At 38.2% G+C, this 11,974-nt stretch carries 13 protein-coding genes; 4 read left to right on the forward strand and 9 right to left on the reverse strand.

From position 1 onward, the window contains the following. Positions 1-8 precede the first annotated feature (8 nt). Both CLV94_RS00440 and CLV94_RS00445 read left to right on the forward strand, forming a co-directional pair. Positions 9-1,190, forward strand: a complete 1,182-nt coding sequence (locus CLV94_RS00440) for an acetyl-CoA C-acyltransferase (RefSeq protein ID WP_121374503.1) — start codon at positions 9-11, stop codon at positions 1,188-1,190. 187 nt (positions 1,191-1,377) lie between these two features. Further along, positions 1,378-3,183 carry an acyl-CoA dehydrogenase family protein gene (locus CLV94_RS00445; RefSeq protein ID WP_121374504.1) on the forward strand — a complete coding sequence of 602 codons (1,806 nt, stop codon included), beginning with the start codon at positions 1,378-1,380 and terminating at the stop codon, positions 3,181-3,183. 85 nt (positions 3,184-3,268) lie between these two features. Here the strand turns inward: CLV94_RS00445 and CLV94_RS00450 are convergent, their stop codons facing one another. The 4 genes from CLV94_RS00450 to CLV94_RS00465 all read right to left on the reverse strand — a co-directional run bounded on the left by CLV94_RS00450 (position 3,269) and on the right by CLV94_RS00465 (position 5,604). Next, positions 3,269-3,439 (reverse strand): lmo0937 family membrane protein, encoded by a 171-nt coding sequence (locus CLV94_RS00450; protein ID WP_121374505.1) that lies wholly within the window; start codon positions 3,437-3,439, stop codon positions 3,269-3,271. A gap of 40 nt (positions 3,440-3,479) precedes the next feature. Then, entirely contained in the window at positions 3,480-3,641 is a 162-nt protein-coding gene (locus tag CLV94_RS00455) for a lmo0937 family membrane protein (RefSeq protein WP_121374506.1), read from the reverse strand. A gap of 37 nt (positions 3,642-3,678) precedes the next feature. Next, positions 3,679-4,272, reverse strand: coding sequence for a DUF4142 domain-containing protein (locus CLV94_RS00460; protein WP_121374507.1), 594 nt, complete (start codon positions 4,270-4,272; stop codon positions 3,679-3,681). Between the two features lie 129 nt (positions 4,273-4,401). Continuing rightward, positions 4,402-5,604 (reverse strand): NAD(P)/FAD-dependent oxidoreductase, encoded by a 1,203-nt coding sequence (locus CLV94_RS00465; protein ID WP_121374508.1) that lies wholly within the window; start codon positions 5,602-5,604, stop codon positions 4,402-4,404. Between the two features lie 194 nt (positions 5,605-5,798). On the opposite strand from CLV94_RS00465, the gene CLV94_RS00470 reads away from it, so the two are divergent. After that, a complete protein-coding gene (locus CLV94_RS00470) occupies positions 5,799-7,001 on the forward strand; it encodes an LETM1-related biofilm-associated protein (protein WP_121374509.1) in 1,203 nt (400 codons plus the stop codon). Between the two features lie 34 nt (positions 7,002-7,035). On the opposite strand, the gene can is transcribed toward CLV94_RS00470, so the two are convergent. From can to CLV94_RS00490, 4 genes are all read right to left on the reverse strand, one after another. Further along, positions 7,036-7,671: a carbonate dehydratase gene (can, locus tag CLV94_RS00475; protein WP_121374510.1), complete on the reverse strand. Its 636-nt coding sequence runs from the start codon at positions 7,669-7,671 to the stop codon at positions 7,036-7,038. Positions 7,672-7,705: 34 nt separating this feature from the next. After that, on the reverse strand, positions 7,706-9,565 hold the full coding sequence (locus CLV94_RS00480; RefSeq protein ID WP_245982397.1) for a SulP family inorganic anion transporter: 1,860 nt from the start codon (positions 9,563-9,565) through the stop codon (positions 7,706-7,708). Positions 9,566-9,650: 85 nt separating this feature from the next. Further along, on the reverse strand, positions 9,651-9,944 hold the full coding sequence (locus CLV94_RS00485; RefSeq protein WP_121374511.1) for a hypothetical protein: 294 nt from the start codon (positions 9,942-9,944) through the stop codon (positions 9,651-9,653). 153 nt (positions 9,945-10,097) lie between these two features. Then, positions 10,098-10,577, reverse strand: a complete 480-nt coding sequence (locus tag CLV94_RS00490) for a Dps family protein (protein ID WP_121374512.1) — start codon at positions 10,575-10,577, stop codon at positions 10,098-10,100. 118 nt (positions 10,578-10,695) lie between these two features. Here CLV94_RS00490 and CLV94_RS00495 point away from each other — a divergent pair, with 118 nt between their 5' ends. Continuing rightward, positions 10,696-11,643 (forward strand): hydrogen peroxide-inducible genes activator, encoded by a 948-nt coding sequence (locus CLV94_RS00495; RefSeq protein ID WP_121374513.1) that lies wholly within the window; start codon positions 10,696-10,698, stop codon positions 11,641-11,643. A gap of 26 nt (positions 11,644-11,669) precedes the next feature. Here the strand turns inward: CLV94_RS00495 and CLV94_RS17120 are convergent, their stop codons facing one another. Then, complete coding sequence (locus CLV94_RS17120; RefSeq protein ID WP_121374514.1) at positions 11,670-11,867, reverse strand: hypothetical protein; 198 nt, start codon at positions 11,865-11,867, stop codon at positions 11,670-11,672. Positions 11,868-11,974: the final 107 nt, after the last annotated feature.

Genomic DNA, 11,974 nt, shown 5'->3' on the forward strand with positions numbered 1-11,974 from the left:
AACTAGAAATGAAAACAGCATATATAGTAAAAGCATACCGCACAGCCGTCGGAAAAGCCCCAAAAGGAGTCTTCCGCTTCAAGCGTCCTGACGAGCTAGCCGCAGAAACCATCCAGTACATGATGAATGAGCTGCCTGATTTCGACAAAAAACGAATCGACGATGTCATGGTCGGAAATGCCATGCCGGAAGCCGAGCAAGGACTAAACGTAGCCCGTTTGATTTCCCTGATGGGACTAAAAATAGACGATGTTCCGGGAGTGACCGTAAACCGTTACTGCGCTTCGGGATTGGAAACTATCGGAATGGCGACTGCAAAAATCCAGTCGGGAATGGCCGATTGTATTATTGCCGGTGGTGCCGAAAGCATGAGCTTTATCCCAATGGGAGGTTACAAACCTACTCCAGATTATGCCGTTGCCAAAGAAGGGCACGAAGATTACTACTGGGGAATGGGACTGACAGCTGAAGCAGTTGCTAAGCAATTCAAGGTCTCTCGTGAAGATCAAGATTTGTTCGGTTACAATTCGCACCAAAAAGCATTGAAAGCACAGGCAGAAGGCAAATTTGACAAGCAGATCGTTCCTATCACCATCGACCAGATTTTTGTAGATGAAAACGGAAAGAAAGCTACCAAATCGTATACGGTTACCAAAGACGAAGGCCCAAGAGCCGACACCTCATTGGAAGCCTTAGGAAAGCTAAAACCTGTTTTTGCTGCTGACGGAAGCGTTACGGCAGGAACCTCATCGCAAATGAGCGACGGTGCCGCATTCGTAATGGTCATGTCGGAAGAATTGGTAAAAGAGTTAAACCTGGAGCCAATCGCAAGACTAGTAAGCTATGCCGCGGCAGGTGTTGAGCCAAGAATCATGGGAATCGGTCCCGTAAAAGCCATTCCAAAAGCATTAAAGCAAGCGGGAATGTCGCTGAACGATATCGAATTAATCGAATTAAACGAAGCTTTTGCATCACAGTCATTGGCCGTTATCCGTGAATTGGGCATCAATCCGGATATCGTAAACGTAAATGGAGGCGCAATTGCATTAGGACACCCGCTGGGTTGTACCGGAGCTAAGCTTTCCGTGCAATTATTTGATGAAATGAAACGAAGAGGCAACAAATACGGTATCGTAACTATGTGTGTAGGTACTGGACAAGGAGCTGCTGGGATTTACGAAATACTATAAATAGTTGAAAGCGGATAGTGGATAGTGGATAAGTGGATATGAGACATCATTTTAAAAAATTTAGAATTTAGGAGATTATATGGATTTTCAAAATTCTTTGCAATCCTCTTCTCTATAAACTATCCTCTATCAACTATAAACTATGCTCTATTATCTTAAAAAACTCTAACAAAAAACAGAAAAAACAATGGCAGATACAATCGAAAAAGACGTTACCCGTGGCGGGCAGTTTTTGGTAAAAGAAACAAAAAGCGAAGACATTTTTACTCCGGAAGATTTTTCGGAGGAACAGTTGATGATGAAGCAAACGGTAAAAGAATTCGTAGATAAAGAAATCTGGCCGAACAAAAATCGCTTTGAGAATAAGGATTATGCCTTTACAGAAGAATGCATGCGCAAAGCTGGAGAACTAGGACTTCTTGGCGTTGCTGTTCCTGAAGAATACGGCGGTTTAGGAATGGGATTCGTTTCTACCATGCTGGTTTGCGACTACATTTCGGGCGCTACAGGATCGTTTTCTACGGCATTTGGGGCGCATACCGGAATCGGAACCATGCCGATTACTTTATACGGAACCGAAGAACAAAAGAAAAAATACGTACCAAAATTAGCTTCTGGCGAATGGTTTGGCTCGTATTGCCTGACCGAACCTGGAGCGGGATCGGACGCCAATTCTGGAAAAACCAAAGCAGTTTTGTCTGAAGATGGCACACATTACAAAATCACAGGTCAAAAAATGTGGATTTCTAATGCGGGATTCTGTAGTCTTTTCATCGTATTTGCTAGAATCGGCGACGATAAAAACATCACCGGATTCATTGTAGAAAATGATCCGAATAACGGAATCTCAATGAACGAGGAAGAACATAAATTAGGCATCCGTGCCTCCTCTACCCGTCAGGTTTTCTTTAACGAGACAAAAGTTCCTGTAGAGAACATGCTTTCAGAAAGAGGAAACGGCTTTAAGATTGCTATGAATGCCTTGAATGTGGGCCGTATCAAATTAGGCGCTGCCTGTCTTGATGCCCAAAGGAGAGTGACTTCGGGAGCTGTAAAATATGCGAACGAAAGAATCCAGTTCAATACGCCAATTGCAAACTTTGGGGCCATTCGCTCTAAATTAGCAGAAATGGCTACGTCTTGCTATGCAGGAGAAAGCGCTTCCTATCGCGCTGGAAAATCCATTGAAGACCGAATTAATGCACGTGTTGCCGAAGGCGTTTCTCACCAAGAAGCAGAATTGAAAGGAGTTGAGGAATTCGCTATCGAATGTTCTATCTTGAAAGTAGCTATTTCAGAAGACGTACAAAATTGTTCAGACGAAGGAATACAGATTCTTGGAGGAATGGGATTCTCTGAAGACACACCAATGGAAAGTGCCTGGAGAGATGCGAGAATCGCAAGAATCTATGAAGGAACGAATGAAATCAATAGAATGCTTTCTGTCGGAATGCTTGTCAAAAAGGCAATGAAGGGCCATGTGGATTTGCTTGGACCTGCTATGAAAGTGGCTGAAGAATTGATGGGAATTCCTGATTTCAATACACCTGACTATTCTGAGTTATTCGCTGAAGAAAAAGAACTGATCGCCAAATTGAAAAAAGCATTTTTGATGGTAGCTGGAAGCGCCGTACAAAAATACGGTCCGGATTTAGATGCACACCAGCAATTGCTGATGGCTGCGTCCGATATCTTGATTGAGATCTATATGGCCGAATCTACCATCTTAAGAACCGAAAAGCTGGCAAAATCAAAAGGTGCCGAAAATGTAAAAGAACAGATTGCGATGGCGCAATTGTACTTATACAAAGCTGTAGATATTGTAAATGCCAAAGGAAAAGAAGGTATCGCTTCTTTTACAGAAGGCGACGAGCAACGAATGATGCTGATGGGATTAAGACGTTTCACGAAATACACCAATCTACCAAATGTGGTTGCCTTGCGTGAAACTATTGCTTCAAAGTTAATTGAAGAAAACCAATATTGTTTTTAGTTAAGTTTAAATAGTTGGTCAATGAAAAAGCCGCCACAATAAATTGCGGCGGCTTTTGTTTTTGCTTTTGGCGGGATTAAATTTCTTATAAAGGCTTTCTCCCTTGAATAATTCTAAGCAAGATAATAATGACTGCGATCACTAATAAAATGTGGATCAAGCCGCTGGTAGCAATTCCTGTTCCTAGCACTCCGAAGAATCCTAATGCCCAGATAATTACCAAAATAACTGCAATTGTATAAAGCAAATTTCCCATAATGTTTTGTTTTTTATTGGTTAGACTATTTGTTTATAAATTATTCTAAAGGCTTTCTTCCTTGTATTACTCTTAAAAGTACGACAATTATTGCAATTACAAGCAAAATATGAATAAGATTGCTAGTAACCATTCCTCCTAAAAAGCCTATGGCCCAGATAATTATCAGGATTACGGCGATTGTATAAAGTAGATTTCCCATGGTATATGAATTTGATTGATAACGATTTTTATAAGGCTTATTTTTTAGCAGTGGTGGTTTGCAACTGCTGGATGGCATCATGATGGCCTTTTAAAGCAACTACTTTTCCTTCAAGATAGGCTTTGATTTCTACATCTTGTGTTTTCTGTCCATCTTGCGTAAAATCTTCTATAGCTTCGTGATGGTCTTTATAAATACGGTCAAGGTATTCTTTGTCGAAGTTTTTGGCATCGACCTTGTTCAGACGGTCATATTCTTTTTGTCCGTCTTCCGTAATTGCGGAAGGAATTGATATCTGTTTTCCTTTGGCCAACGTCGCTAATTCATTAAAGGAATCGTTATGATGTTTCTCCATCATCTTTCCTAAATCTTTTACGGCTGTCGAAACTCCTTTGGCTTGGGCTAATTTCCCGAGCTCTCTCTGCTGCAAGTCGAATTCAGCGGCATCGACAAGGATTTCTGCATCTTCTTCGGCTTTTTTGGTATCGTCAAACTTGGTTTCGTTTTCTTCTTCTGCAACTTCTTTAGGGTCTTCTGTTTTTGGTTCGTTTTTACAGGATGTCATTCCAAAACTTAGTGCCAAGACAGCCAAGCTTAGTATTGCTTTTCCAAAAATTGCGGGCTTTTTCATAAGATATAGATTTTAGCTGGTTCATAAATAATTTTCAGTTTATCTAAATTACCCAATAAAAAACCCATCCTACTTATACAATTAGTCTTTTATGTTATACGATTTTGCTGACACGAATTTTAGTATAAATCAGACTCTATCAAAGGAAAAAATTGGGGCATCCTTGTTCTTCTTGCCAAGAATTAAGTCGGTAATAATTTCTGCTGCAATAAGACTGAAAGTAATCCCGTTTCCTCCAAAACCTAAAGCAAAATAACTGTTCGGAAGCTTGTCATATGTGCCTATAAAAGGAAGTCCGTCTTTGGTAGAACCAAAAGTTCCCGTCCAGCTGAACTCAGGCTTAAAATGCAAATGAGGAAAAAGAGTATTGACGTCCTTGGTCAACTGCTTGGTTTTTTTGTTGATAAGCTTATTCCTCTTGTCAGGATCGTGAAAATCTTCATCCCTGCCTCCTACCAAAACCCTGCCGTCTGGTGTTGTCCTTATGTACAGATACGGATCAGCTGTATTCCAAATCAATACCTCGTCCTTCCAAAATTTCTTTTCGTTATATTGTTCGCTAACGACGGCATAGGTAGATTTTAGATCGACTATCTTTTTATCGATAAACTCCACAATCTCATAGCCTGTGGCATAAATTACTTTTTTTGCTTTTATCGTAAAACCCGTTTCGGTCTTCAGCACAGCTCCGTCTTTTTTTGTCTTAATATCGACAATAGGACTTCTGTCATAAATATTAAGCTCCTTCCCTGTTTTAAACTGTAATAAGCGATGCGTTAGCGCATAGGCATTGGTCTGTGCGCCATGATTCGAAAGAATTGCCAGCGGAGCTTTGAATCCGTATTGGCTATAAATCTGTTTTTCGTTGAGCAGTTTTACATCAAATCCGGCTTGTTTTCTAGCTTCAAATTCTTTTTCCAGCATCGGAATATCTTTTTTATAAGCAGCATAGTAAAGGCTTTTCTTTCTTTCAAATTCTTCCGCTTTGACTTTTTTTGCAATCTTTTCCAATTCATCAATGGCATAATCGCAAAGCTGATAGGCTCTTTCTGCAGGTTCCTTTCCAATCATTTCAATCAATTTATGCAGCGGCGTGTCAATTTCATACTGAAGCAGCGAGGTACTGGCTGATGTACTGCCTAACCCGATAGTCCGGGCATCAATCATCGTGCATTGTATTCCGGCATTGAGAAGATAATAACGAACTAATGCTCCAGAAATGCCAGCACCAATGATGACCACATCGGTTTCTATGTCTTTGTCCAGTTTTGGAAAAGTAAACGGTAGGCCGTCTTTGATCAGCCAAAAAGGCATTCCTGATTTTAGGTTCATGGAGATTATTTTAGGATTATGTCTATTAAAAATAAGTATAAAGCTTCAAAAGTCAGTTTCAATTGTGACTAATTTAAGTTTTGTTCAACACACTTTCTAAGGATTTTAATGTCAACCGACAGCGTAAAAGGCAACCTTTAAATATTTTTTGTCTTCTTAATAAAAAACATAGCTTTGCATCAGAAATTCAAACCATGATCAACCCATCGGCACACGGCTGGATAGACAAGTTTTTTGCAGAACAGAAACATCTGCAACTTCCTGTCGTGGGCTATCCTCTGGAGTTTTATAAAAATACAAGAGCGACCGGCTTTATCTACGGCCATGTGGTTTCTTTCGATACGCCGATGCCTATTGATACTAAAGGATGGATTTCTGAAGAATACTCTAAAGTAGCGCTCTTGAATACGCTTTATGGCGTTTACGGTTTGGTCTCCCACGAATCAAATTCCAAAGACTTTATCACAAGAGCTATCGCTTTTTACAAAGAAATGCATCCTAAAGGGTTTACGCTTTTGGATAAAATGCTTCCGGAAAGCCTGCCGTCGCACAATCTTGAAAAGATTATTGCCGAACGAGTTCAAACCAACGAAGACATCATCAGCAAGAACTTTTCGCATATCTTGACGAATGCTTTGTTGTTTATGGATGTATTGGCTTTTCAGCAGTATCTGATGAATAATGCTATTCCTGAGAATTACTTAAAAAAGCTGGAAGAAACTATTGTCAGCATTATCTCTTTAGCTTTGAAGACTAAGCTTAAGAAGTCACAGTATGACGATTTGCTAATCAAGCTTTTTGAAGCTTCAGTCCGTTATACGAAATTTTCAAAAGTGAATGTCCAAGACCTTGAAGCTTTGGAATTAATTTTTTTCACCCAGCAGCTAGAAAAGCTGTACCTGATAGACATGGCTGGAATGGCACTCTGGAATGATATGGAAATGGAGAGCAACGAGGCTTACTTTCTTTACGAGCTTGCAAAAACCATGAATGTTCCTGATAATTTTGTTACCGAAAGTATTGTCTCGACTGACAATTTTATCAATAAGTATAAAAAGCAGATTCCGTATTTTAATTATTCGAATCCTGTCAAGCACTTTTACGATCAGGCCACCCAGAATGTAAAACTACTGATTACGCGAAATAAGTCGCGATTGGCAAAAGAATTGGCTAACAACGGCGATCTGATGCTTTTACTTACACATTCCACACACCGCAGCTTAGATGCAAAAGAGAAGAAAAAAGTAAAAAAACAGCTTTTGGAAATCTGCAAGACGATTCCATCGCTGACAATCTTTTTATTGCCTGGAGGAACTTTGCTATTGCCGATACTTATAAAATTTATCCCGCAATTGTTGCCTTCCACTTTCAACGAAAATCTGGAATCCGAAGAATAAAAAAAGCCTCTTGATTCAAGAGGCTTTTTTTTATTTAGAATTTTAGTTGGTAGACGCTGTCTAGGTCTTCATTACCGCAAAGGTTTACTTCTAGGTCTTTTACGATACCTGAACTCAACCCGTATACCCAACCATGGAGGCATAATTCCTGTCCGTTTTTCCAAGCACCTTGTACAATTGAAGTTTTAGCCAAGTCATACACTTGTTCTTTCACGTTCAATTCTACAAAAGAATCAAAACGTTCTTTTTCATCCAAAATTGAATCCAAATAGTGGTGGTGATGTCTGTAAACGTCTTTAATGTGGCGAATCCAGTTATCAATCAAACCAATCGAATCGTTGCCCATAGCTGCTTTTACACCGCCACAGCCGTAATGTCCACACACAATAACGTGTTTCACTTTCAAAACGTTTACGGCATAATCCAAAACACTAAGCATGTTCATGTCAGAGTGTACGACCATGTTGGCAATATTTCTGTGAACAAAAACTTCGCCAGGTTGTGCTCCGATTACTTCGTTGGCAGGAACACGGCTGTCTGAACATCCGATCCATAATAATGGTGGCGACTGCCCTTCTGCTAATTTTTCGAAATATTTCGGATCTTGACTAATTTTAGATTCAACCCATTTTTTGTTACCGTCTAATATCTTTTTATAAAAATCGCTCATTGTTTTTAGTATTATAATTTTAAAATTACGTCGGTTATATCGACTCTTTATTGTTTCTTTCGTTTTCGACTAATGCAATACATCTGTCATAATCGGCTTTGGCTTGTTTTCTTAGTCTTGCTTCTTCGTAATTTTCGAAGAAGACATGATTGGATTTATCGTCAATATCATCCAATTCATATGCTCTTTTAAAGCCTTTTAGTTTTACCTTGATATTTTCTTCAGCGGCCTTGATGGTTGCAAATTCTTGAATCAAGTCTAATACGTCGTGGGCAATATATACCGTATCCGAAGCATTGATTACGACTTTAGAATTTTCTGGTATTTCAGCTAAGGTTGTCTTGATGGCAGCCTTGTTCAAGAAAGAAACTTCTTGTGCCAAATCAATTCGGATCACGTCGCCATCTTCAAATTTCTCTTTTCTAAAGCGGTAGGCTCTTTTTAGATTTCCTCTCAAAATAAAGATGATACTGATGATGATACCCAGGGCAACTCCTTTTAGCAAATCTGTGAAAACTACTGCTAATGTTGTTGCAAAAAATGGAAAATATAAGTATTGATTGCGGGTTATCATTTTTCTAAATTCGATAACATCTCTAAATTTATAAATACTGTAACCTAAGATTACTACTGAAATAGCAGCAAAAACGATTACTGCAGTACCTACTGTTTGAGTTATATCATAAGCAATCTTGATGGCAACTAATGAGATAATCAATAAATTAATTGCTTTTGGCATATAAGAAGCAAAGTGCTTGATATTGGGAACTGCTAGTTTGTAACCTACCAATAAAAGTACTGCTGCCAAAGTTGCTAAAGGAATTTTATTAAGCAGAAAAGGTATCGCCAAAACGCTAATCAGTAATAAAACACCATGAATGATGGCCGACATTTTTGATTTTGCGCCTGCGTTATTATTTGCAGAAGTTCTTACTACAACCGAAGTCATTGGCAAACCTCCAAGAAGAGCGCTCAACATATTTCCAATTCCTTGTGCTTTTAATTCAACATTAGTATCGGTATATCTTTTCTGAACATCCATTCTGTCTGCAGCTTCAATACACAAAAGTGTTTCAATTGATGCGACAATTGCTATTGTAGCTCCCACTATCCAAACTTTCGGATTCAGGAATCCTGCAAAATCTGGCAAAACGATTATGTTTTTAAAATCTTCTAAACTTGAAGGAACTGGTAGAGCAACTAAATGTTCCTTAGAAATGGCAAGTGAGCTTCCCGAAGTTATAAAAAACTCGTTTAATAGAATTCCGACAATTACAGCCACCAATGCTCCTGGAACCAATTTTAAACGTTTTAGAAAACTTAGCTTGTCCCAAGAAATAAGAATAGTCAGCGATACGAGGGTTATGATAATTGAACCGATTTGGATATAATCCAAAGCTCCTAATAGCGATGAAAATGTATTACCACCATCGTTCTGAAGAAAACTTTCATCTCCTTCAAAATCACTGTCGTATCCAACGGCATGAGGAATTTGTTTTAATATAATGATGACCCCGATACCGGCAAGCATTCCCTCAATTACATTCGTCGGAAAATAATTGGATATGCTTCCGGCCTTGATAAATCCAAGAATCAACTGAAGCAATCCAGCGATTAGTACAGCTGTCAGGAATATATTAAAGGCTCCCAAATCTGTAATAGCAGTCAAAACAATTGCAGTCAGGCCGGCTGCAGGTCCGGAAACACTGATGTGAGAACGACTCAAGAAGCCTACTACTACACCACCTACGATTCCAGCAATAATACCTGATAGTGGCGGTGCACCAGACGCTAAGGCGATACCCAAACATAATGGAAGCGCCACCAAGAAAACCACTAAACCAGAAGCGAAGTCTGATTTAAGGTTAGCAAAAAGATTGATTTTTTTTGTCATACCTAAAAAAATTTAATACAAGAATTTAGATCACATTAAAGAAATGCAACCGTAGATTTTGAAGTATTCAAAATCTTAAATTGTATTAAACCTGTTCGGGCGGTGGAGAAAAAATGCTTGAAGCCGCATTATCGTGCTTCAAAGTGTGTTGTGAAATGATAAGGCTTGATGAACTTTCTGTATAGTTTGAGAAAGTGATATAATCTGTCGCTTTTAAAGCAGCTTTTAATTCTTTACAGCAGTTATGGTTGTGCTGTTCTTCTTCTGACATGCTGTAAACCATAGACGTATCAATGTCTTCCTTTATCAGACTCACAACCGTGGGTGTGACGATAAAAGTCATAAACATTAATAAAACTAATTTTACTGCCAATTTCATAAGCGCGAAAATAGAAATTTCAATCGTTATTTTAAAACATCCTAAATTAATTTAATCAAATTTTAACAACAGAAAAAAATGCAACAGCTACTCTATCGTAATTGTTGCATTTTTCATAAAAAACACGGAATTAATTTCCGAAATTCTAACCGACTATATTTTCTCTTCAAGCCAAGCTTTCATCATCCAGATTGTTTTTTCCTGTTCTTTGATAAAGTCGCTCATCATCGAATTTGTTCCTTCGTCGTTTGCTTCTGCAGATTTTGTCAGAAGATCTCTTTCTATTTTTAGCAGATCCGATAAGGATGTTACGATCAAATGTACCGCTTCTTCATCTACAGAAATATTTTTCCCTACTTTTAATTTGTTGTTTTTAATGTAATCTTCGAACGTGTGTAACGGCTTTCCTCCTATGGTCAAGACTCTTTCAGCAATCAAATCAATTTTGAGCTGGGCATCGTTATACAATTCTTCAAATTTCACATGGAGATCAAAAAAACGCTTTCCTCTAATATTCCAATGTATTCCTCTTAAATTTTGATAATATACTTGAAAGCTTGAAAGCAGTATGTTTAGATCATTTGAAATTTCTTCGGTTTCTTTAACTGGCAATCCTAAAATATTAGTTTTCATTGTTGGTTGATTTTATAATTCTTAAAAATTCTCTATCATAAAATTACAAAAAAATAGCCTATTTAAATCATAAATAAATCTTATAGTTTTTATATTTGCATCATAAATTATTATAGTAATGACAATCACACAATTATATTATGTCTTGGCAGTCGCCGAGAATAAAAACTTCACCCTAGCAGCCGAGAAATGTTTTGTAACACAGCCAACGCTGAGTATGCAGATCCAAAAACTGGAAGATGAGCTAGGCATTTTGATCTTCGACCGAAGTAAAAAACCAATCCAGCTGACAGAAATTGGACAGAAGATTGTGACTCAAGCGAAAAATATCGTCAATGAATCAGACCGTATACAGGATATTGTAGACCAGCAAAAAGGATTTATCGGTGGTGAATTCAAATTAGGAATCATTCCGACGATAATGCCCACGCTCTTGCCGATGTTCTTGAATAATTTTATAAAAAAATACCCGAAAATCAAGCTGATAATCGAGGAACACAATACGGAAGAAATAATCACACGTCTAAAAAACGGACATCTCGATGCGGCAATAGCGGCGACTCCGTTGGAAGATGAAAAGATAAAAGAGATTGTTTTGTATTATGAGCCATTCGTCGCTTATTTCCCAGAAAACCATCACAGTTTTCAAAAAGAAGAAATAGAAGTGGATGATATTGATGTGGATACTTTATTATTATTGCAGGATGGACATTGTTTCCGGGACGGCATCTTGAATTTGTGTAAAAACGTCAATAATTCTGAAGCTTCACCTTTCCAGATTGAAAGCGGAAGCTTTGAAACGCTTATCAAATTGGCTGATGAAGGATTAGGAACGACGCTTCTTCCTTACCTCCATACTTTAGACCTAAAAGAAAAAGACAAATTGAAGCTTCGTCATTTTAAGGAACCGAAGCCTGCCAGAGAAGTAAGCCTTATATTTCCGAAAAGCGAACTGAAAATACACATTATCGATGCGCTCCGTCAAGTCATTGCGGGCGTGGTCAAAGGCGCTATCGTCTTTCAGAATGTACAGATAATAAGTCCGCTGTCAAAGAAAACACAATAAAAAAGGAGCCGATTGGCTCCTTTTCTTTATCTGTTAACGATTAATAAACATTCTTTTAATTCTGGTTTTTCGACTGTGTAGCTTAAAAGCCATTCCGTTAGTTGCTCAATTTCATAAGGAAGCAATGATCGTATTGCTTTTTCAAGCTCTTTGCAAAACAACAAAGGATCGAAACTCACTCTTTCAAGAATAGATTTCGTATAAGCAAACATAGGTCTTGTCATAGTGAAAATTTAATTTGGAGGTTACTATTGTTGTAAGAACGTTTGTAAATTTACAGAAATTAAATACTGCATTTCCATAAAAAAACGTTAATTGATATAAAGTATTG

Source organism: Flavobacterium endophyticum (assembly GCF_003634455.1).
Classification (GTDB): domain Bacteria; phylum Bacteroidota; class Bacteroidia; order Flavobacteriales; family Flavobacteriaceae; genus Flavobacterium; species Flavobacterium endophyticum.

Bases quoted from the DNA above. Each gene is read 5' to 3' on its own strand.
- CLV94_RS00440 (WP_121374503.1), top strand. From the start codon at position 9: ATGAAAACAGCATATATAGTAAAAGCATACCGCACAGCCGTCGGAAAA.
- CLV94_RS00445 (WP_121374504.1), top strand. From the start codon at position 1,378: ATGGCAGATACAATCGAAAAAGACGTTACCCGTGGCGGGCAGTTTTTG.
- CLV94_RS00450 (WP_121374505.1), bottom strand. From the start codon at position 3,439: ATGGGAAATTTGCTTTATACAATTGCAGTTATTTTGGTAATTATCTGG.
- CLV94_RS00455 (WP_121374506.1), bottom strand. From the start codon at position 3,641: ATGGGAAATCTACTTTATACAATCGCCGTAATCCTGATAATTATCTGG.
- CLV94_RS00460 (WP_121374507.1), bottom strand. From the start codon at position 4,272: ATGAAAAAGCCCGCAATTTTTGGAAAAGCAATACTAAGCTTGGCTGTC.
- CLV94_RS00465 (WP_121374508.1), bottom strand. From the start codon at position 5,604: ATGAACCTAAAATCAGGAATGCCTTTTTGGCTGATCAAAGACGGCCTA.
- CLV94_RS00470 (WP_121374509.1), top strand. From the start codon at position 5,799: ATGATCAACCCATCGGCACACGGCTGGATAGACAAGTTTTTTGCAGAA.
- can (WP_121374510.1), bottom strand. From the start codon at position 7,671: ATGAGCGATTTTTATAAAAAGATATTAGACGGTAACAAAAAATGGGTT.
- CLV94_RS00480 (WP_245982397.1), bottom strand. From the start codon at position 9,565: ATGACAAAAAAAATCAATCTTTTTGCTAACCTTAAATCAGACTTCGCT.
- CLV94_RS00485 (WP_121374511.1), bottom strand. From the start codon at position 9,944: ATGAAATTGGCAGTAAAATTAGTTTTATTAATGTTTATGACTTTTATC.
- CLV94_RS00490 (WP_121374512.1), bottom strand. From the start codon at position 10,577: ATGAAAACTAATATTTTAGGATTGCCAGTTAAAGAAACCGAAGAAATT.
- CLV94_RS00495 (WP_121374513.1), top strand. From the start codon at position 10,696: ATGACAATCACACAATTATATTATGTCTTGGCAGTCGCCGAGAATAAA.
- CLV94_RS17120 (WP_121374514.1), bottom strand. From the start codon at position 11,867: ATGACAAGACCTATGTTTGCTTATACGAAATCTATTCTTGAAAGAGTG.